Annotated in this window: 17 protein-coding genes; 11 read left to right on the top strand and 6 right to left on the bottom strand. The window is 69.0% G+C overall.

Features of this window, described 5'->3' with window-relative positions; genetic code table 11:
• The first annotated feature begins 31 nt into the window (after nucleotides 1–31).
• The 10 genes from EBB59_RS05180 to EBB59_RS05135 all read left to right on the top strand — a co-directional run bounded on the left by EBB59_RS05180 (nucleotide 32) and on the right by EBB59_RS05135 (nucleotide 13,327).
• Complete coding sequence (locus EBB59_RS05180; RefSeq protein ID WP_122101231.1) at nucleotides 32–1,039, top strand: AAA family ATPase; 1,008 nt, start codon at nucleotides 32–34, stop codon at nucleotides 1,037–1,039.
• 5 nt (nucleotides 1,040–1,044) lie between these two features.
• Complete coding sequence (locus EBB59_RS05175) at nucleotides 1,045–1,941, top strand: DUF58 domain-containing protein (protein WP_122101090.1); 897 nt, start codon at nucleotides 1,045–1,047, stop codon at nucleotides 1,939–1,941.
• A complete protein-coding gene (locus EBB59_RS05170) occupies nucleotides 1,941–2,408 on the top strand; it encodes a DUF4381 family protein (RefSeq protein ID WP_122101089.1) in 468 nt (155 codons plus the stop codon). The genes EBB59_RS05175 and EBB59_RS05170 overlap by 1 nt, the downstream gene beginning before the upstream one ends.
• Nucleotides 2,409–2,452: 44 nt before the next feature.
• On the top strand, nucleotides 2,453–3,421 hold the full coding sequence (locus tag EBB59_RS05165; RefSeq protein WP_122101230.1) for a vWA domain-containing protein: 969 nt from the start codon (nucleotides 2,453–2,455) through the stop codon (nucleotides 3,419–3,421).
• Entirely contained in the window at nucleotides 3,418–5,232 is a 1,815-nt protein-coding gene (locus EBB59_RS05160) for a VWA domain-containing protein (protein WP_122101088.1), read from the top strand. Before EBB59_RS05165 ends, EBB59_RS05160 begins: the two co-directional genes overlap by 4 nt.
• Nucleotides 5,232–6,998, top strand: a complete 1,767-nt coding sequence (locus EBB59_RS05155; RefSeq protein ID WP_122101087.1) for a BatD family protein — start codon at nucleotides 5,232–5,234, stop codon at nucleotides 6,996–6,998. The genes EBB59_RS05160 and EBB59_RS05155 overlap by 1 nt, the downstream gene beginning before the upstream one ends.
• A 63-nt stretch (nucleotides 6,999–7,061) precedes the next feature.
• Nucleotides 7,062–8,411 carry a dicarboxylate/amino acid:cation symporter gene (locus tag EBB59_RS05150; RefSeq protein WP_122101086.1) on the top strand — a complete coding sequence of 450 codons (1,350 nt, stop codon included), beginning with the start codon at nucleotides 7,062–7,064 and terminating at the stop codon, nucleotides 8,409–8,411.
• A gap of 61 nt (nucleotides 8,412–8,472) precedes the next feature.
• On the top strand, nucleotides 8,473–9,444 hold the full coding sequence (locus EBB59_RS05145; RefSeq protein WP_158601718.1) for a DUF3829 domain-containing protein: 972 nt from the start codon (nucleotides 8,473–8,475) through the stop codon (nucleotides 9,442–9,444).
• 116 nt (nucleotides 9,445–9,560) lie between these two features.
• Nucleotides 9,561–11,549 (top strand): transketolase, encoded by a 1,989-nt coding sequence (gene tkt, locus EBB59_RS05140; RefSeq protein WP_122101084.1) that lies wholly within the window; start codon nucleotides 9,561–9,563, stop codon nucleotides 11,547–11,549.
• Between the two features lie 149 nt (nucleotides 11,550–11,698).
• On the top strand, nucleotides 11,699–13,327 hold the full coding sequence (locus tag EBB59_RS05135; RefSeq protein WP_122101083.1) for an ATP-binding cassette domain-containing protein: 1,629 nt from the start codon (nucleotides 11,699–11,701) through the stop codon (nucleotides 13,325–13,327).
• Nucleotides 13,328–13,516: 189 nt separating this feature from the next.
• On the opposite strand, the gene EBB59_RS05130 is transcribed toward EBB59_RS05135, so the two are convergent.
• From EBB59_RS05130 to EBB59_RS05115, 4 genes are all read right to left on the bottom strand, one after another.
• Complete coding sequence (locus EBB59_RS05130) at nucleotides 13,517–15,475, bottom strand: acetyl-CoA hydrolase/transferase C-terminal domain-containing protein (RefSeq protein WP_122101229.1); 1,959 nt, start codon at nucleotides 15,473–15,475, stop codon at nucleotides 13,517–13,519.
• Nucleotides 15,476–15,604: 129 nt separating this feature from the next.
• Nucleotides 15,605–16,474, bottom strand: coding sequence for an MBL fold metallo-hydrolase (locus tag EBB59_RS05125; protein WP_122101228.1), 870 nt, complete (start codon nucleotides 16,472–16,474; stop codon nucleotides 15,605–15,607).
• A 10-nt stretch (nucleotides 16,475–16,484) separates the two neighbouring features.
• Nucleotides 16,485–16,820 (bottom strand): ArsR/SmtB family transcription factor, encoded by a 336-nt coding sequence (locus EBB59_RS05120; protein WP_211327692.1) that lies wholly within the window; start codon nucleotides 16,818–16,820, stop codon nucleotides 16,485–16,487.
• Nucleotides 16,817–17,176 (bottom strand): rhodanese-like domain-containing protein, encoded by a 360-nt coding sequence (locus EBB59_RS05115; protein ID WP_122101082.1) that lies wholly within the window; start codon nucleotides 17,174–17,176, stop codon nucleotides 16,817–16,819. Before EBB59_RS05115 ends, EBB59_RS05120 begins: the two co-directional genes overlap by 4 nt.
• Nucleotides 17,177–17,576: 400 nt before the next feature.
• Here EBB59_RS05115 and EBB59_RS05110 point away from each other — a divergent pair, with 400 nt between their 5' ends.
• On the top strand, nucleotides 17,577–17,999 hold the full coding sequence (locus tag EBB59_RS05110) for a protein tyrosine phosphatase family protein (RefSeq protein ID WP_245979093.1): 423 nt from the start codon (nucleotides 17,577–17,579) through the stop codon (nucleotides 17,997–17,999).
• 209 nt (nucleotides 18,000–18,208) lie between these two features.
• Here EBB59_RS05110 and EBB59_RS05105 read toward each other — a convergent pair whose 3' ends face one another.
• Both EBB59_RS05105 and EBB59_RS05100 read right to left on the bottom strand, forming a co-directional pair.
• Entirely contained in the window at nucleotides 18,209–19,990 is a 1,782-nt protein-coding gene (locus EBB59_RS05105; protein WP_122101081.1) for an XVIPCD domain-containing protein, read from the bottom strand.
• A gap of 69 nt (nucleotides 19,991–20,059) precedes the next feature.
• Complete coding sequence (locus EBB59_RS05100; RefSeq protein ID WP_122101080.1) at nucleotides 20,060–20,569, bottom strand: hypothetical protein; 510 nt, start codon at nucleotides 20,567–20,569, stop codon at nucleotides 20,060–20,062.
• Between the last annotated feature and the right edge of the window lie 348 nt (nucleotides 20,570–20,917).

Raw genomic sequence — 20,917 nt, 5'->3', positions numbered from 1 at the left:
ACTGTCGCTCCCGCCGCCGCCGTTTCAGCCGATGGATACCGCCACGCCGCCGCCCGTTCCCGTCAGCGATGCCCCGCACGCCGCCTTCAAGTCGCTGCAAGAGGCGTTGTGTCGGGAGATCGTCGGGCAATCGCTGTTGGTCGAGCGGCTGCTGGTCGCCTTGCTCGCCGATGGGCACCTGCTGGTGGAGGGCGCGCCGGGGCTTGCCAAGACCACCGCGATTCGCGCGTTGGCGGCGCGCATCGAAGCGGAATTCGCCCGGGTCCAGTTCACGCCCGACCTGTTGCCGGCCGATCTCACCGGCACCGAGGTCTGGCGCGCAGAGGAGTCGCGTTTCGAGTTCCAGCCCGGGCCGATTTTCCATTCGCTGCTACTGGCCGACGAGATCAACCGGGCGCCGGCCAAGGTGCAGTCGGCGTTGCTGGAGGCGATGGCCGAGCGCCAGGTGACGGTTGGCCGCCATACCTACGCGCTGCCCCGTTTGTTCCTGGTGATGGCGACGCAGAACCCGATCGAGCAGGAAGGTACTTTCCCGCTGCCCGAGGCCCAACTCGACCGCTTCCTGATGTATGTGCGGATCGGCTATCCCGATGCCGAGAGCGAAGCCGAAATCCTGCGGCTGAACCGCACCCAGGCGCTGGCCGGCAACGAAGGGCGCGCGCCTGTCGAGCATGTGCGCATCGGCCAGGACGAAGTGCTGGCCGCGCGCCGCGCCGTGCTCGGCCTGCACATGGCGCCGGCGCTGGAGCGCTATCTGGTGGAAATCGTGCTGGCGACGCGCGATGCCGGGCGCTACGACCCGTCCTTGGCGCGGCGGATCGCCTGGGGCGCCAGCCCGCGCGGTTCGATCGCCCTGGAACGCTGCGCCCGGGCCCGCGCCTGGCTGGCCGGGCGCGATTTCGTCACGCCCGAGGACATCCGCGCTGTCGCCCCCGACGTGTTGCGCCACCGCGTGCTGCCCAGCTTCGAGGCCAGCGCGGAGGGCTGGGATGGCGAACGGCTGGTGCAGGCGGTGCTGGCGCGGGTGCCGCATCCCTGAGCGCGATGATCCCGGAGGACGCCATCGCTCCCACGCTGCCGGCATTGATCGCCTTGCGCAATTCGGTGCAAAGACGGTCGCCGGCGCGGCGTGGCCATCACGGCGTCAGCGGCATCGCGCGCTCGCCGTTGCGTGGCCGTGGGATGGAATACGCCGAGTCGCGCGAATATGTGGCCGGCGACGACGCTCGCCACATCGATTGGCGCCTGAGCGCGCGCAGCGGCCGCGCCCACACCAAATTGTTCCAGGCCGAGCGCGACCGATTGACGCTGATCGTGGCCGATACCGCGCCCGCGTTGTACTTCGGCAGCCGGGTGCGCTTCAAATCCGTACAGGCCGCCCGCGCCGGCGCGGTTGCGGCCTGGGCGGCGCAAGCCGACGGCGACCGTATCGCGGCGCTGCGCGGCTCGATCCGCGAAGCGCCGATTTCGCCGGCCGGTGGCGTGCGGGCCGTGCTGCGCGTGCTGGAGGCGCTGCGCCGCTGGTATGCCGCGCCGCCGCTGGAGGACGCCGGGCTCGCCGTCGCGCTCGATCACGCGCAGCGCGTGCTGCGTCCCGGCGCGCGCCTCGTGGCGCTGGCCGAGTCGGCCAGCGTGCTGACGGTCGCGGCCGCGCGCTGGGCCGCACTGGCGCGCCACGGCGAGGTCATCGTTCTCCTGTTGACCGACCCGCTGGAACAGGCCCCGCCCAGGACACGGCTGCCGTTCGCGCTGGGACATGGGCGCATCGAACTGGATTTGCAGGGCACGGCCCAGCGCCGGCAGTGGGCGAAGGATTTTTCCGCGCCGCTGGCCGAGGCGCGGAAAGTGCTCGAAGCGCGGGGCATCCGTGTCATCGAGCTTTCGAGCGGGGCCGACAGCACCGCCTGGCTGCCGCCGCCGCGTCGCCGCGAGGTGGCCTGATGCGCGTCGCCGCGCCGGACATCGTGCTGCGCGACATCCATCGCGCCCTCGCGCCCGCGTGGTGGCCGCCGGCGCCCGGCTGGTGGGTCGTGCTGGCCGTGGCGGTGGCCGCCGGCGCCGCGTTCGTCTACTGGCGACGCCGCCGGCGCCGGCGGCGGGTGGCCATCGAAACCCTGTTCGATCGAACGGTGACGGAAGCCGGGGAAGGGCCGGCGCAAGTGGCGGCGATTTCGTCACTGCTGCGCCGCGCCGCGCGTCGCCACCGCGAGGACGCCGACGTGCTGGAAGGCGAGGCCTGGCTGGCCCTGCTCGACGAAGGCATGCCGGTGGGTTCGCGCTTCGATGGCGAAAATGCGCGTCTGTTGCTGGAAGGCGGTTATCGCCGCGCGATCGACCCGGCGCATCTGGCCGCTTTGCGCCAGACCGCCCGTCTGCGCTTCCTGCGCTGGATGGGTGTCTCGCCGTGAGCGCATGGTGGCAGGCGCTGGTTGCGGATTTCGCCTGGCCGTGGATGCTGGCCGCACTGCCGCTGCCGTTGTTGGCCTGGTGGTGGCTGCCGCCGGCGCGCGCGGCAACGGCGGCGGCGCTGAAATTGCCGCAGGCGGAGACCCGCGTTCACGCGGTGCCGGCCGTGGCGCGTTCGATGCGCGGGCGCGGGTTCGATTTCGTCGCTTTCATCGCCTGGGCGCTGCTGTGCATCGCCGCCGCCCGGCCGCAGACGCTCGGCCCGGTGGAAGCGCCGCCGCAGACCGGCCGCGACCTGATGCTGGCGGTCGATCTCTCCGGCAGCATGGAGGCGCCGGACATGGAGTTGGGCGGCCGGCAGGTGGAGCGATTGACCGCGGCCAAGGCGGTGCTGGCGGATTTCCTCGACCGCCGCGCCAGCGATCGCATCGGCCTGATCGTATTCGGCCAGCGCGCCTACGCGATCACCCCGCTGACCCGCGACCGCGACAGCGTGCGCCGGCAATTGCGCGATGCGATGGTCGGCATGGCCGGGCGCGAGACCGCCATCGGCGATGCCATCGGCCTGGCGGTCAAACGCCTGCGCGCGCAGCCGGCGGAGCACCGGGTGCTGATCCTGCTTACCGATGGCGACAACACCGCCGGCACGCTGACGCCGGGAAAAGCCGCCGAGCTGGCGCGCGCCGAGCGGGTGCGCATCCATGCCATCGCCTTTGGCGGGGAAGAGGCGGCCATCTCGATGCTGGGCGTGCGCATCCCGGTGCCGGGCATGCAGGCCGGCATCGACGAGGCGGTGCTGCGCGAAGTCGCCGAGACCACGGGGGGCCGTTTCTTCCGCGCCGGCGATACGCGCTCGCTGGCCGGCATCTATGCCGAGATCGACCGGCTCGAACCGGTCACGCGCGAAGGGCCGGCGGTACGCCCGCGCATCGAACACTACTGGCGTTGGCTGGGCATGGCGTGGGGCGTGGCGGTGCTCGCCTTCGCACTGCGCCTGCGGAGGCGCCGCGCGTGAACTTCGATCTGCCCGCGCTGCCACTGCATTTCCTGCGCCCGCATTGGCTGTGGCTGCTGGCCCTGCCGCCGCTTGCGTGGTGGTGGTGGCGTCGCCGGCGCGGCCGCGTGGAGGTATGGGAGCGGCACATCGACCCGCATCTGCGTGCGCATGTGCTGGAAGGCGGCGCGCGTGAGACGGGCGCGGCATCGCCGTGGCCGTGGCTTGCCGCCCTTGTGCTGGGCGCGCTGGCGATGGCCGGGCCGGCCTGGCGACAACTGCCGCAGCCGGTATGGCAGAACGCGCGGGCATTGGTGGTGGCGGTGGATCTTTCCAGCCGCACGCTGGCCACCGACCTGCCGCCCTCGCGCCTGCTGCGATTGCGGGCGAAGTTGCAGCAATTGCTGCGCGAGCGCCGCGATGGCCAAATCGCCCTGGTCGCCTTCGCCGAGGATGCCTTCGTGGTCACGCCGTTGACCGACGATGCCGCCAACGTTGCCTTGTTCGTCGATGCCCTGGCGCCCGAGATCATGCCGGTCGATGGCCAGCGCCCGGCGCGCGCCATCGAACTGGCGCAGCGCTTGATGCGCCAGGCCGGAGCCGATGGCGGCGACATCCTCCTCATCACCGACCGTGCCGATGACGCGGCGATCAAAGTCGCGGGCACGGCCGCCGCGCGGGGCTTCAGGGTATCCGTGCTCGGCCTCGGCAATGCGCGCGGCGCCGAGGTGCGCGATGGCGTTGGCCGGGTGGCGAGGGCGCGGCTGGAGGCGGCTTCGCTGCACGCGCTGGCGGCGGCCGGCGGCGGGCGAATGACGACGCTGAGCGCCGAGGACACCGACCTGCGCGTGCTTGACGTGCTCGATACCGATGCCGCTGCCGGCACCGGCGAACGCGTTGGCGCCAGCGGCCAGCGCGGACGCCACTGGCGGGACAAAGGCTATTGGCTGCTGCCGCCGCTGATGCTGCTCGCGCTCTGGGCTTTCCGTCGCCGGGCGTTGAACCTGGTGCTGGCGATGCTGCTGCTCGGCGCATGGCCCGCGCCGCCGGCGTGGGCGCAGGCCGCCGCGCCGGCAAGCGAAAAAGGCGGATGGTGGTGGCGCGCCGATCAGGTGCGCTATCGCCTGTCGCGCGAAGGCGATCGCGCCTACCGTGCCGGCGATTACGCGCGCGCCGCCGATAGCTACGCGCGGGTGCCCGGGGCGGCGGCGCGCTACAACCTCGGCAACGCGCTGGCGAAAGCGGGCCGCTACCGCGAGGCCATCGCCGCCTACGATCAGGCGCTGGCGCTCGATCCGGCGCTGCCGGACGCGCGCGAAAACCGCGCCGTGGTGGCGCGCGCGTTGGCGCGCAAGTCCCCGCCGGGCCGGAAATCCAAGGACGAATCGCGGGACGACGATCGTCGGCGGGGCGAGCCGGACGGGCAAGGGCGTCCGAGGCAAGACGGCCAGCAGGGCGAGCCCCGGTATTCGCCGAAGGATGCCGCGCGCGCTGACGAGCGGGAGCGCCAGCGCGGCGGACAGGGACAGCCGCCCGCATCGCTGCCGTCGGCACCGGGCCGGAACCCGCCGCCAGCGCCCGCCGAGGACGCCGCCGCCCGGCGCGCCGCCGAACAGGCGCAGCGCGAAGCGATGCGGCGCGCCCTGGCCGAAGCCGCCGCTGGCGAGACGCCAGCGCGGACGCCGCCCGCCCCGCCCGAGAGCCAGGCCGAGCGCGAGCGCCGGCAGGCGGTCGATGCCTGGCTGCGGCGCGTGCCGGATACGCCCGGCGACTGGCTCCGGCAGAAATTCTGGATCGAATACCAGCGCCGGCGCGCCGGGAAGGACGACTGATGCGCGCGCGCTTCCGCCGCGTCGCCATTCGCCTTGCCGCCGTGCCGGCGCTCGCGCTCGGCCTGGCCTGCGCCGCCTTCGCCGATACTCGCGCCACGCTCTCGCGCGATGCCATCGCCCTGGACGAAACGGTCACGCTCACCCTCGATACCGACATCGCCCGTGGCCTGCCCGATCTGGCGCCGCTCAATCGTGATTTCGTCGTGGTGCGGATGGACAGCGGCCGTCAGTTTTCCTTGAGCAATGGCCGCATCCGCTCCAGCCAGCGTTTCGCCATCGAGTTGCGGCCACGTCGGGTCGGTGTCCTGCCGTTGCCGGCCATCGCCATCGGCCAGCAGCGCAGCCAGCCACTGCGCCTGACGGTGGCGGCCGCCACCGCCGTGTCTTCGCCGCCGCCCGCCGATGATGGCGGCGCCCGCGGCCCAGTGTTCGTCGAGACCGAGCTCAGCGATTCCGCACCCTACGTGCAGCAATCGGTCGGCGTCACCGTGCGCCTGCACTATGCGCTCGACCTGTTCAATGGCGAGCTCAGGCAGCCCGACCCCGAGGGCGCCAGCCTGACGTCCGCCGGCCACGACAGCCGGACGGTCCGGGTGGTCGGCGGCCGCGAATACCGGGTGCTGGAACGGCACTACCTGCTGGTGCCGGAACGCAGCGGCGTGCTGCGCCTGCCCGGCGCCGGGTTCCAGGGAGAGGGCGAACGCGGCTTTTTCGATGGCCTGTTCGGCGACGGGCGCGAAACCATCCGGGCCAACGCCGCGCCGCGCACCTTGCGGGTCAGGCCGATGCCGGTGGCGGCGCGCGAGCCGTGGCTGCCGGCGCGCTCGGTATCGATGCGGGTCGCCCCGCCGCCGGCGCAGGCGAAAGCCGGCGAAGCCTTCGACGTGGTGGTGGAACTGCGCGCCGACGGTGCCACCGCCGCGCAGCTTCCGGCGCTGGAGATGCGCGCCACGGGGGAGGCCCAGGTGTTCGCCGAGCCGGCCCGGCCGACCGAGAACTTCGTCGATGGCCGGCCGCGGGTGGTGATGACCCGGCGCTTCTCGGTGGTGCCATCCGCCGCCGGTGTGCTGGAACTGCGGATGATGCCGGTGCCGTGGTGGGACGTGGCCGCCGATGCGCCGCGCGATGCCGGCGCGCTACCGATCCGGGTACGGGTGGCCGGATCGCCCGCCGCCGGGACGGCCAATGGCGCGGCCCCGCCGACGCCCGCGCGGCGGGACGACGATGTTGCGAAAACCTCGCCCCTCCCGGCCATGCGCTGGCCGTGGCGCGCGGGCGGCATCGTGGCGCTGGCGTTGGCATTGTTGGCCTTGGCCGCCTGGCGGCTTGTCCGCCGCGCGCGCGGGCAGGCGGCGGGGTGGAGAGAACTCGCGCCGGAACCGATTCGCAAGCTGGTCCGCCGTGCGTGTGCGGCGGGGGCGGACACGGCCCAGCACGCGTCATCCACCGAAATGCAAAGACCGGCCGGGCATGCCGGCAGGGCCGAATGGCGCGCCGCGCTTGCCGCCGGCGATCTGGCGGCGCTGGCGCGCCTCCTGCCGGCGCTGGCCGAGCCGCCCGCCGCCAGTCTCGGCGAGGCCCGCGCACGGCTTGCGGCCGCCGACCAGCGCCATGCCGTCGATCTGCTGGAGTGCGCGCGCTGGGCCGACGGCGATGCCGAATCCGCACGCAGGGCGCTGCGCGCGGCATTCGCCCGCGGCCCGCGTTGGCGGCCCCCGGCCCGGGTGGCGAAGCCACTGTTGCCGCCGCTCTATCCCGAGCGCTGAGCGGGCCGCCCAACAGGCGCGACAGGGGGTTTGTTAAGCTCGCGGCCTGACTCAGAGGCCCGCATGTCCACACCCGTCAAGTCGAAATCCCGCCTACCGCTGCACTGGAAGATCGCCATCGGCTTCGTCGCCGGGCTCTTGCTCGGTCTGCTCGTCCACTACGGTGCCGGCCCGCACGCGGCCTGGGTCGCGGGCCTCACCCGATACGTTACCCAGCCGTTCTCCACACTCTTTCTCAGCCTGATCTTCATGATGATCGTGCCGTTGCTGTTCTCGGCGCTGGTGGTCGGGGTGGCGGAAATGGGCGATGTCGCTTCGCTCGGGCGGATCGGCTGGCGCACGCTCGGCTATACCGTGGTGCTCTCGGCGGCGGCGGTACTGCTGGGGCTGGCGATGGTCAACGTGTTCAAGCCCGGTACGGGCGTCGACCCGGTGCTGGCGCAGCAACTGCTGAGCGAAGGCGCCGAACGCGCCGCCACCATCGTCAAGGACAGCGGCAGCCAGCCCAAGGGCATGGAGATGCTGCTTTCCATCGTGCCGCAGAACGTGGTCGGCGCGGCCGCCAACAACGCCAACATCCTCGCGCTGATGTTCTTTGCGTTGATGTTCGGCGTCGGCCTGGTGCTGACCGACAACCCCAATACCCGGCTGGTCAAGCGCGCGGTCGAGGGCCTGTTCGAGATATCGATGACCCTGATCGGCTTGGTCATCCGGCTCGCCCCCTATGCGGTGTTCTGCTTCATGTTCAATCTGGCCGCGCTGTTTGGCTGGGACCTGCTGGTCCGTCTCGGCGCCTACGTCGCGGTGGTGGTGGGCGCGCTCGCCCTGCACATGTTCGTGGTCTATTCGCTGGCCCTGCGTACGCTGGGCGGCTGGTCGCCGCTGGCCTTCTTCAAAGGCGTGCAGGAGGCGATGCTGATGGCGTTCTCCACCGCGTCGAGCAACGCCACCCTGCCCACCGCGCTGCGGGTGGCCGACGAGAACCTGCGCCTGCCGAAAAAGGTCTCGCGCTTCGTGCTGACGGTCGGCGCCACCGCCAACCAGAACGGCACCGCCTTGTTCGAGGGCGTGACGGTGATCTTCCTTGCCCAGTTCTTCGGCGTGGAACTGTCGCTCGGCCAGCAGTTCATGGTGATGCTGGTATGTATCCTCGGCGGCATCGGCACCGCGGGCGTGCCTTCCGGTTCGCTGCCGGTGGTGGCGCTGATCTGCGCGATGGTCGGCGTGCCGCCGGAGGGCATCGGGCTGGTGCTCGGCGTCAATCATTTTCTCGACATGTGCCGCACCACGTTGAACGTGACCGGCGATCTCGGCATCGCCGCGCTGGTATCGAAGGGCGAGAGCGACGACAGCCTGCCCGGAGACGCATCCGCGGATGTCGCCAGCCAAGGCGATGGCGATCGTATTATCTGAACCACGCCAACATGGGCTAATCTCGGTGGCGGGGGGGGATCGAACCGAACTGGAGAATCCCATGCGCAAGTTTCTGTCCGTCACTGTCCTGGCCGTGGCCATCGCCGCGCTGTTGCCGGCCTGCAATAAATCCGGCGATGCCGCTGGCCCGGAGCCAGCTGGCGGCAGCGCGACGCAGGCTGGAGGCGCCAAGCAGTCCGACGAGGCATGGAGCGAAAAGGTCAACGGCTACATCGAGGTGGGCAACCGTCTGCGCAGGTTCAGCGATGGCGGCAATGAGGCTCAGCAGCGCTGGGCGGCCCAGTCGCGCGCCAAGGTGGCGGCGGGCGATTTCAAGGAAATCCGCGACGACACGCATTACTTTGGCGACAGCACCCTCAACAAGCTGAAGGAAGCGCTCGACATGCCGGCCGCCACCCCGGCCGCCGACGAAGCCGCGCGCGCGCTGCTGGCGGCGCTGGACAAATACCTGCCGAACTGGAAAGCGCTGGAAAGCTACAACAAGGCGAAGAAGTACGAGGACGATGGCGGCCAGGAAGGCAAACGCCGCTTGCCGGAGTACGTCGAGGGCATCGCCGCGATTTCGGCTGCGCTCGACAAATACAGCATGGAAGTGGACAAGCTGAGTGACGAGATGCACGCCAGGAGCCTGGCCAAATACAAAGCCGAGGGCCGGCTGCTGGAGATGCACACGCTCGTCGCGCTCGGCAGCGCGGAAAAGATCATCGACAGCTTCGACGAGGCGGGCGACTTCAAGAACCAGGCCAAGGTCGAGGAGGCCAACAAGCAACTGGCGGAAATGGATGCCGCCATCGTGAACATTCGCAGCGAGCACGCCAAACGCAAGGAAGCGGACGAAGGCAAGGATTTGAGCGGCCGCAGCCTGCCGACGATTGACAGATACGAGAGCGTCGCCGAGGAGCTGGAGCGACTGGGTGGTTATTACCGCGAGGCGCGCAAGAATCCGAGCAAGTTCAACGAAGCGGTCAAGAAGTACAACGACGCCGTGGAGGAATACAACCGGATGAATTGATCGCCGGCGTCGCGCTTGTCCGAAGCCCGGCCGATGCGCCGGGCTTCGTTTTTTCCAGCGCCGTGGCGTGGGACAATGAGCGCGCCCCGGTTCGAGGGCGCAGCCACCAAGATGCCATGACTGAGCCGACCCGCCGCGAGCTCGCCAATGCGATTCGCTTCCTTGCCATCGACGCCGTGCAGGCGGCCAATTCCGGGCACCCCGGCATGCCGATGGGCATGGCCGACATTGCCGAGGTGCTGTGGCGCGGCCACCTGCGGCACAACCCGGCCAACCCGGGCTGGCTGAATCGCGACCGTTTCGTGCTCTCGAACGGCCATGGCTCGATGCTGATCTACGCGCTGCTGCACCTGACCGGCTACGACCTGCCGCTGGAGGAGTTGAAGAACTTCCGCCAGGCGGGCTCCAAAACGCCGGGCCACCCGGAAAACTTCGTCACCGGCGGTATCGAGACCACCACCGGCCCGCTCGGCCAGGGCATCGCCAACGCGGTTGGCATGGCGCTGGCGGAGAAGCTCCTGGCGCAGCGGTTCAACCGCGAAGGTTTCGATGTCGTCGATCACCGCACCTGGGTGTTCCTGGGCGATGGCTGCCTGATGGAAGGCATCAGCCACGAGGTCGCCTCGCTGGCCGGCACCTGGAAACTCAACAAGCTGGTGGCCTTCTGGGACGACAACGGCATCAGCATCGATGGCCAGGTGCACGGCTGGTTCACCGACGATACCGCCGCGCGCTTCGAAGCCTATGGCTGGCAGGTGATCCGCAACGTCGACGGCCACGACCCCAACGAAATCGAGACCGCGATCCAGACCGCGCTGAAATCCACCGACAAGCCCGTCCTGATCTGCTGCCGCACCACCATCGGCTATGGCTCGCCGAACCGCGCCGGCAAGGAGTCCAGCCACGGCGCGCCGCTTGGCCAGGACGAGGTGCGATCGACCCGCGAGGCGCTGGCATGGCCATACGGCCCGTTCGACATCCCCGCGCCCATCATGCGGGGCTGGAGCGCGGTCGAAGCCGGGCAGGCGGACGAGGCCGAATGGCGGACGCGCTTCGACGCCTATGCCGCCGCCCACCCGGAACTCGCCGCCGAGTTCCAGCGCCGCATGGCCGGCGAACTGCCGCGGGGCTTCGCCGGCGCGGCCGACGACTACATCGCCCGGTTGCAGGCGGAAGGCCCGGTCGTCGCCAGCCGCAAAGCCTCGCAGATGGCGATCGAGGCTTTCGCGCCGCATCTGCCTGAACTGGTCGGCGGTTCGGCCGACCTCGCCCATTCCAACCTCACCCTGTGGAGCGGCAGCCGCGACGCCAACAGCGGCGATGCCAACGCCAACTACATCCATTACGGCGTGCGCGAATTCGGCATGACCGCCATTTCGAACGGCATGACCCTGCACGGCGGCTTCATTCCCTACGACGCCACCTTCCTCGTCTTCAGCGATTACGCCCGCAACGCGGTGCGGATGAGCGCGTTGATGGGCGCGCACGCCATCCATGTCTATACCCACGATTCCATCGGCCTGGGCGAGGACGGCCCGACCCACCAGCCGGTCGAGCATCTGGCGTCGCTTCGCTACATCCCGCACAACGATGTCTGGCGTCCTTGCGATGCGGTGGAATCGGCGGTGAGTTGGCGCGCGGCGATCGAGCGCGGGGATGGCCCGAGCTGCCTGGTGTTTTCGCGCCAGAATTTGCCGCACCAGCCGCGCGACGACGCGCAGCTGCGCAACATCGCGCGTGGCGGCTACGTGCTGAGGGAGAGCGCGGGCGCGCCGGAGATCATCCTGATCGCCACCGGCTCGGAAGTGGCCCTGGCGATGGCGGCGGCCGAGCGGCTCGGCCCCACGGTGCGCGTCGTTTCCATGCCCTCCACCGACGTGTTCGACCGCCAGGATGCCGGCTACCGCGAGGCCGTGCTGCCGGCCAACTGTCGCAAGCGCCTCGCCATCGAAGCCGGCACCGCCGATTTCTGGTGCAAGTACGTGGGGCTGGATGGCGCGGTCGTCGGCATGCGGCGCTATGGCGCTTCCGCGCCCGCCGATGAACTGTTCGAGCGTTTCGGCTTCACCGTCGAACACGTGGTCGAAGCGGCCAGGTCGCTTTGACCCGTCCCGCGTCGTAGTATCGACGGGCCGGGGGTTTCCCGGCCCGTCGTTTTTTTGGAGTAGCGCCGTCATGCGCCAGCCCGCCTGAACCGTCCATCGCCGCGAAGCCCGCTTCGCGGTATCCGTTCGTTTCAGATCGCAGGTGTCGCATGTCCACACGTTCCCCAACCGGGGCCGCTCGGCTTTCCGTTTCCGCGCTTTCCTTCCTGCTGCCCGATGGCCGCGTGCTGTTGGATGGGTTGAGCTTCGTCCTATACGGCGGGACATGCGCGCTGGTCGGCGCCAATGGTGCCGGAAAATCCACCTTGCTGCGTGTATTGGCCGGGATCGATGCGCCCGCGTCGGGCCGGGTCGAATCCATGTCCCGCCCGCTGCTCCTGTCCACGGGGAGCGAGCGCCGAGGCGCGGTCATTGATCTTCTGGGGTTGCGCGAATGGCGCGACGCTCTGCGCCGGCTGGAGGCCGGACAAGGCCGCGCCGAAGACCTGGCCCTGATCGACGAACGCTGGACGCGGCTCGATGACGCCCGTGACCTGGCCGAAAAAATGCAATTGCCCCGTTACGATCCGGAAACCCCGCTCGAACGATTGTCCGGCGGCGAAATCCAGCAGTACCGCCTGCTGGGCGTGGCATTGGCCGATCCGCCCGTGGCGTTGCTGGACGAGCCCAGCCAGTACCTGGATGCCGGTGCATCCGCGCGTTGGCGCGACCATTTCATGCGGCGCAATGGGGCCACGCTCGTGGTCAGCCATGACCCGGTCTGGCTGGCGCAAGTGCCGCGCCTGCTGGAATTGGAAAAAGGCGGTGTGCGCGATTACCCCGGTGGCCTGTCCTTCTACCAGCGGGTGAAGGCGGAAACCCGGCGCACGCTTTTGCACGACCATCGGCAGGCGCGTCACGAACGGGCACGGGCGGAAGCCGAATCGACCAAGCGCCTCGACGCCTTGCGAAAGCGTGAATCCAAGGGCCGTCGTGACGCCAGGGCGGCCAATTTGTCGAAGCTGGCGCTTGATCGCCGCAAGGACAATGCCGAGCGATTCCAAGGCCGTGAACGTGAATCACGGCGGATCTGTGTCGAAGTATCGCGGCGGCGCGTCGGCGAGACCTGGCGGGCGTTGGGAGAAAACCACACGCCGCGATTCGTTGCCGCGGGCGTGGCCTTGCCCGCAGGCCGGCGCGTGCTCGATTTCCACGATTTCCATCCCTTGAGCGAGCAGCCCGAGGCCGGCATCAGCGCCAGCCTCGCTGGCCCGCTGCGCATTGTCCTGACCGGCGACAACGGCAGTGGCAAGAGCACGTTGTTGCGCGCCATCGCTGATCCTTCCCACCTTCCAGCGCATGGAAGGGTGAACGCCGAGGTTCCTGTCTTCTGGCTCGACCAGGCGCTTTCCCGGCTTCCGGACGATGTGCCGGCGCTGGATTGGCTCGATCCGCATGGGGGGGCCGAAAGCCGCGCACGTTGGCACGACCGGCTTGCCCAGCTTGGATTTCCGGCGGACCGCTTACGGCAACCGCTGGCTTCGCTGTCGTCGGGCGAGCGCATGCGTATCGCCCTGGCCCAGGCCGCATACCGCGATCCACCCGCACCGTTTCTGCTGCTGGACGAACCCGATCAGCATCTCGATTTCGCCACCCGCGATGCGCTGGCGGCGTTGTTGAGCGCATGGCCGGGGGCGTTCGTCATCGTCAGCCACGATCGCGAATGGCGGGATGCGCTCGGCCCGACGCACAGGATCTCGCTGACCAGACATTCCGCCAGCCTGCATTCGTTCGCCTGATGCATGGCAATGCCGGAGGCCCCATCCGGCAAACGTGAGGCTCAACCGTCCATTGAAGGAAAGGGGCGCGGAAGGCGGCGGTGCGAAGCGGCGGATGAAGGGCGTGGTGGAACAAGCCACCTGGAACGATGTCGGCCCCGCGACGCGGAAGGCGCGCAGCGGCCCCGCCGGTGCGGGACGCGGGGCGCTTTACGAATGCGGCCGGGTCGCGCGCAGGGCCGTGTCCAGCATTCGCGCTTCCAGTTTCTGTTTGAAGCCTTGTGGGTGCGTCATGTCCATCCGCGCCATCGCTTCCGGGTCGTGCCAGTCGCCAGCGGCCAACAACGCGGCGGCCATCGCCCGCCATTTGCCTTGGCGGGTCGCGGTATCGGCCTTCAGCCTGGCCAGCGCTTTCGCCAGCCGCTGTTCGGTGTCGGTGAAATCGCTGCCCAGCGGATAGTCGGGCAGGGTGCCGTCGCGGCGGAACGGCGCCAGTGCTTCCAGCAGCCGTGGCCGCGTGTTCCGCGCCCAGTACGATGGCGGGCTGAAGTCGCGGGCCAGTTTGCCGTTTTGCTTGGCTTGCTCGATCAATGCGGGCTGGTGCGCGGCATCGGCGATTCCGGCCATCGCTTCGATCACGTCCTCGTCCACCCGGCCGAGCACGTCGGCGATGCCGTACTCGCTGATGTAGATGTCGCGCAGATGGCGGGGAATGGTGGCGTGGCCATAGTTCCAGAGAATGTTCGGGCGTGTCTCGTTGCCGTTTTCGCGGCTGGCGCGCAGCATCAACACCGAGCGGGCATCGTCCATTTCCTGCGCCATCGTCACGAAGTTGTACTGGCCGCCGACGCCCGAGACCACGCGGCCGTCTTCCAGCATGTCGGATACGGCGGCGCCGAGCGCGGTCGCCATCATGCAGGTGTTGAAGTGGCGGGAATGGCGGCGTTGCAGCCGCTCCAGCGTTTCGTTGTCGCGCGGCAGGGCGTTGATGCGGCTGACCGGCAGCATGTCGATGGCGCGCGCGGCATCGGGGTCCAGATCGCGCAGCCATTGGTAGAAATCGGGCGAGCCGAGGTAGAAGGCGCCACGCAGGAACTGCCCTTCGCGCGCCAGCCGCTCATGGTCGTCCACGCGGGCGTTGCCGGCATCGAGTCGCCGCATCAGGTCGAGGTCGTCGACCACCTTGCGCTTGAGGATGCCGCGTCTGGCCAGCAGGCGGAAGCCTTCGTTGAGCATTTCGCTGCAACCGTAGAGGCCCTGTTCGAATGGATCGAGCCCGCCCCAGCGCGCGACGAGCGGATGCCGCTCGATTTCGGGATCGAGCGCGCGCAGCACTTCGCGGTAGCGGGCGTTGTCGGTGTGGCGCAGCACCAGGGCGTGCGAAAGCGCGTCGGCCAGCGCGCCGATGCCGATCTGCAAGGTGCCGCCATCCTTCACCAGCGTACTGGCGTAGAGGCCGATGGCGTAATCGACATCGCCCACCGGCTGGCGCGGCAGGGCGAACAGCGGCGGGTGCGGCGCCGGCGGCGCGATGACCAGGTCGAAGAAGGCTTCGTCCAATGCGGCGTGGTTGCCGAGCCAGGGCAGGTGCGGGTCGATCTCCGCCACCAGCAGCGGGCGCGGCCGGCCGGCGGCATCGAGCGCGCGCAGCGTGTCGAGGGTCAGGTCGGTGTTGCACGAGAGCGACAGGCGCGGATCGTCCGGCGAGCTCGCCACTTTCTGCACGATGCAGTTGACGCCGCGATCGGCCAGCGCCCGGGCGACGTGGGTGTAGTTGAGGCTGGCGTAACGGCGCTGCGCCTGGGACGAGTTCATGAGCGCGCCGGACTGCATGTAGAACTCCTCGACCTCGATGTGCGCCGGCAGCGCGTTCTTCTTCTCCGCCGCCACGTATTTCAAGCGCGGGAAATCGCGGCCGTACATCCGTTCGGCGAAGGGGCCGAGAAAGCGCGCATCCAGGCCGTCGCCGCGCGCACGCGGCGGGTCCAGCGAGAGGGCGGTGTAGATATGCAGCTCGCGCGAGGGATCGGCGGCGATGCGTTCGTAGAGCGCGTTCAACAGCCGGTGCGGCTTGCCGAGGCCGAGCGGCGTGGCGATGCGTAGCGGGCCGTCGATGCGCGCGAGCATCGTGGCGATGGCGGTGTCGAAATCGGCGTGGTGTTCGCTCATGGCGGTGTCGGCGTCGGCGTCGGCGTCGGCGGGAGTCCCCATCCTGCCGAGGATATGCCAGTACGACGTGAGCCTGATCAAATCCCCCCCCCGACCATCGTCGTGTAGCCGGCGCGCCGGCCGGGCGCGCTACAGCGTGTCGAGTGGGATCTTCAGATAGCGTACGCCATTGTCCTCCGGCGCGGGTGGGGCGCCGGCGCGAATGTTGAGTTGCACCGCGGGCAGGATCAGTTTCGGCATATCGAGGCCGGCATCGCGGGTTTCGCGCATCGCCACGAAGGCCGCTTCGGTGGTGTCGGCACGGAGGTGGATGTTGCCGAGCTTCTCTTCGCCGATACTGGTTTCGCAGCGGAATTCGCGGCCGCCGGGGCCGTAGTCGTGGCAAACGAAGACGCGGGTGTGGTCGGGCAGGGCGTACAGGCGCTGGATCGAGCGGTACAGCGTGGCCGCGCTGCCGCCAGGGAAATCGCAGCGCGCGGTGCCGCCATCGGGCATGAACAGCGAGTCGCCGACGAACAGTGCGTCGCCAATCAGGAAGGCATTGCTGTCGCTGGTATGGCCGGGCACGGCGATAACCCGCGCCGACAGATTGCCAATGGTGAAATTCTCGCCGTCTTCGAATAGATGGTCGAACTGCGAACCATCGACCGGGAAATGCTCCCCAAGGTTGAAAACCGGCCGGAAGACCTTTTGCACCTGGGTGATGCCGGCGCCGATGGCGATGCGCGCATCGTGATACCGGGTGCTTTTCAGCCAGTGCGCGGCGGACAGGTGGTCGGCGTGGGCGTGCGTTTCCAGCAGCCATTCAACGGTGAGCCCGCGCCCGTGCGCGACATCGGCGATGGCTCGCGCCGAGGCGGTGGAGGTGCGGCCGGACTTGAAGTCGTAATCGAGCACGGTGTCGATCAGCGCGGCGCGGCCGCTGGCGGCATCGGCCACCATGTAGCTCCAGGTGTTGCTCTCGGCGTGGAAGAAGGGATGTACTTCGGGCTTGATCATCATGGCCTCGTCAAGGTGCGGCCTCGCCGCAGTAGATCGCGTGGAGGGTTTCCAGGATGCGCCGGGCGGGGCCGGGCGCCAGCGAATAGTGGATGGTCTGCGCCTCGCGCCGGGTGCGGACCAGACCGTCCGCGCGCAGTACGGCGAGATGCTGCGAGAGCGCCGATTGGCTCAGGTCGATGTTGGCGTTCAACTCGCCGACCGATCGCTCGCCTTCCACCAGTTGGCACAGCAGCAGGAGACGCTTCTCGTTAGCCAGGGCCTTCAGCAGGCGCGCAGCCTGCCCGGCGTGCTCGCGCATGGTCGCCGCGTCGATAGCCTGCCGCCGGCGCGCGCGTATCGTCATTGGCCCAGCGGCAGGCCGGCATTGCGCCAGGCATCGATGCCCCCGGCGAGCGAACGCACGTCGGAGAAGCCGAGCTTCCGCAGGGTGTCGGCGGCCAGGGCCGAACGGCCGCCGGTACGGCAGTAGAGCGCCAGCGGGCGCTCGCGGTGGGCCAGCGCGGGATGCGCATCGACCTGGAACTCCAGCACGCCGCGCGGGATGTTGATGGCGCCCTGCAAGTGGCCGGTCTCGAATTCGGCGGGTTCGCGCACGTCGATCAACGCGATGCCAGCCCCGGCGGCATGAAAATCGGCGGGCGAAACTTCACGGATACGGCCGCGGGCATCGGCGACCAGATCGGCGGCGGTGAGCGCCATGACAAGCTCCTGATGGGGGTCGAGCTCATCATATCAGTTGACGCTAATATTATGAATGTCTAATTTATAGGCTGGCCGATCAAGCTTCGATAAGCGGCATGATGACGGCCGGGCGCGCGGCGATGGATGAAGGCCCGTCGATGAAACATCCCGCCGACGCCCTGGACGCCCTTGGCGAACTCGACATTTCGAACACACCGGCATGCGCCGGACTGGAGCGAAGATGAAATCCCCGATGACCCGACTATTCCCCCTCGCCGCGTGTCTGGCGTTGACCGTGTCCGTTGCCGGCTGCGCGCAACCACCGACGCGCGATCATTCCGCACCCGCACCCGCACCCGCACCCGCACCCGCATCCGCACCCGCATCCGCATCCACACCCGCATCCGTCGCTGGCGTCGTGCTGTTGAACCCGCGTCCCGGCCTCTATACCGCCGCGCAACCGGCCGCCGCCGACTGGACAGGCATCGCCGGCAAGGGCGTCAAGACCGTCATCAACCTGCGGCCCCAGGCGGAAATGCGGGCGCGGGACGAAGCCGCGGAAGTCGCCGCCGCCGGCATGCGCTACATCGAGATTCCGGTGGCGAATGCCGATGCCATCAACGATGACAGCGCGCGCGAATTGCACCAGGCGCTGTCCGCCGCCCAGGGCGATGGCCCGGTATTGCTGCATTGCGCCAGCGCCAACCGCGCCGGTGGTCTGTTGGCGTTGATGGCGGCGAAATACGAGGGCGTGGATGTCGAAACCGCCCTCGGGCTGGGGCGCAAGGCCGGGATGAAATCCACCGAGCGAGCCGTGCGCGCCAAGCTGGGCCGGGATTGAGCCGGCGCAAAGGCAGGGCCGAATCCCGGTCGCGGTTCCTTGGGTCGCATGGCCGGCCGCCGCGCCGTGGCCATTCCTGCCCGGGCGGCTCCGTACAGGCAGTCGGCGCGCGGGGTATGCGGCCGTTCGCGTCCTCCCCGGTCTGGAAATGAAGCGCCATTGCCGTCGCGCCGGTGCCGCAAAAGCGCCGGCGCGACGGCAAGGCCGGGTTACATGCCGGGCGTGATCGCGGGTGCGGGCTGGGCGGCATCCTGCTGATTCGCGTCCTGCTGCCGCGCGGCCAGCCGGCTGCTGGTTTCGATGGACTGGCCGATGCCGGCGCCGATGTCGATGCTGGCGATGCGCCGGTGCTCCGAATGCGGGTCGCCCTGCACCGCGAAAAGGCGGGCGCCGTCCTTGCTGGCCAGCAGGTGATCCACGCGGGTGATCCCGGCATCGCGCAGGGCGGGTACCGCGGCGGCGGCCAGGTTCTTCTGCTGCTGCGCGTCCAGCCCGCCGGGTGCCGCGCCATTGGGCTGCTTCAGTTGGCTCAGCATGTTCTGGAACAGGCCGTTCAGCGCATGGGCGCCGCTGCTCAAGATGACGCCGACGCGCGCCGCTTCGCGCAGATCGCCTTGCCATTGCCGCATCGGGTCGTCATTGCGCGCCTGCCCGGCGTTGGGCGCGAGATAGGCGCCGCGCACGCGTCCGTCATCGTGTTCGCGCAGGTAGCGCTTCACGTCGCGCATTTCCAGGTCGAGAAACTCGCGGGCGTTTTCCTTCGCCGCGCGGGCCAGCCGCACCGCGTCCTCGCTGGATACGGCGCGCGCCAGCTTGCCGTCGGCCAGTGCGTCCACCAGGCTCTCCGGAGCCACTTTCTGTTTCAGGAAGGCCAGGTAGCGCTCGCGCGTCTCGGGGTTCTCGCCGAAGAGCGCCAGGATGCGCTGGGCGGTGGTCGCGGCGTTGTCGGGGCCATCGGGCATGCCGCCAATCAGCCGTAGCACCCGGGTCATCGCGTGCCGGGGTTCGATGCCCTCGGCAAACGGGAAGCGCTCGCGGAATTCGTCCCAGCGCGGGGCGAGCAGGGCCTCGCGGGTACGTTTGATCAATTCGTAGGCCGCGGCGGCAAAGGCCACGATGGCAAGCCCGACCGGCGCGATGGCGATCAGACTGCCGGCCAGCCCAGTGGCGCGCGCGCCCATCAGCATCGCCGTGGTGCCGATTTCCCCGGCCAGCTTGAAGCCGCCACGCAGCAGGTCGAAGGCGGCATCGACGCGTTGATCGGTATTGATCGGCTTGCCCGTGGCCGGGTCGAATCCGCCGAAGACCCGGCGCGCGTTCATGGCCAGCTCCCTGACGCTGCCGGACAGGCCCTTGATGGCGGTATAGCGCTCCAGGATCTTGGCCGCCTCGCGCTCGCGGCCCATGCCGCTGGCGAATTCCAGCATGCCACGCAGCGCCACTTCGCCGGCGGGCGCGCCCTCGGCCTCCGCCTTGCGGCCGCCGTCGATGCCCCGCTTCACCGCGTCCAGGGTTTTGACGATGTCCTGGCGGCCGGCCGTGTCGGCCAGGCCGCGCAGGTCGGCGATCAACGCATTGACCTGCGCGGGGCTGGTTTGCGGCTCGCGCGCCAGTTCGGCACGGGCCTCGTCGGTCAGCGTCCGCTGGGCCGTGGCGGAGACCGGCAGTACATGGCCGGCGAAGCGCGAGCCCTTGGCGGCGTCTTCATGCACGCCCCATGCGCCTGGCTCGAAGGTCGAATAATCCGGTCCGCCGGACTCGCCGGCCGGCCTGGCCTCGGCTTGCGCGATCAGCTTGTCCAGGGTGTCCTCGTCGGCCACCAGGCCGTGGCGCTGCAAGATGTCGGCCACCCAGGCCCGCGTCAGCAGCGGGCGCGGTAGCGGCGTGTCGCTTGGCAGTAACGCCAGATAATCGCCCGCCACGGCACCGCCTTCGCCAATGAAACAACGCTCCAGCGAGGAATCGAAAGGACGCGGAAGGCTTGCCGACATGCGAATGCTCCGATCACCAGACCCGCCCAAGCCTAGCGCGGCGGTGGCGGGATGCCAAACTCCGGCGGCTCAGTCCCGGTGCGAGGCCACCGGGATTTCCCGGTACCGCCAGGTCAGCCAGATACCCACCGCGATCGCGTAGCAGATGTTGGGAATGAAGGCTTTATCAAGCGTGGTCACCTTGGTGGTCAGCGTGACGTAGTTGGTATAGGCCGCCTGCGAGAGCGTGAATGCCGCGACGATCAGCATGAAACGGATCGGAATCGGCTTGCGCATGCCGAGCGCGAACACCGTGCCCTCCGATACGAATATGCCAACCAGGAAAGGCATCACCCCGCCCATCAGGATCTTCTCGATCAGATTGCCCTCCCCGTGCGCGCGCAGCATCAGGTCGGCGAAGGTGAGGCCGAGCGGCCGGCACAGCAGAAACAACAGCAGCCCGGTGCAGAACGACATCAGCCGCACATATTGTTCGGTGCCCTTCGCGTTGCGAACGACGAGGATCGAGATCCACAACTGACCGGCGATGGTCAGGATGATCAGGATTTGTTGGATGATCGTGAACAGATCCCAGTGCATGTGGCCCCAGACTGCCGGCGGATTCCGCTGAGGATAAGTGTCCGGCGACGCGATGGGAAGCGTGCCAAGGCGGCGGCGTTGGGGTGTGCGATGATCTCGCCTGGATCATTTATGCCGAATGGAGGGGTGCATGCGTGCAATGCGGATCGCGTTTGTTCTTATGGTTCTGCTGGTGGCGCTGTTGGGTGGGGTCTATCTGTCGGGGTTTTTGGTGAAGCTGTTGATCGGCGTGGACATACCCGTCGATACCAAGACTTGGTGGACGTATTTCCAGGCGCTCGATACCCCGCGCATGCAGCCCTACGCGGCCAAGGTGAAGTGGGCCGGCTACATCGGTTTCGGCGTGCC

The organism is Solilutibacter pythonis, from assembly GCF_003697345.1.
GTDB lineage: Bacteria > Pseudomonadota > Gammaproteobacteria > Xanthomonadales > Xanthomonadaceae > Solilutibacter > Solilutibacter pythonis.
Note: the sequence above shows the minus strand (reverse complement) of the source record. Positions and strands in the feature narration are given on the sequence as shown.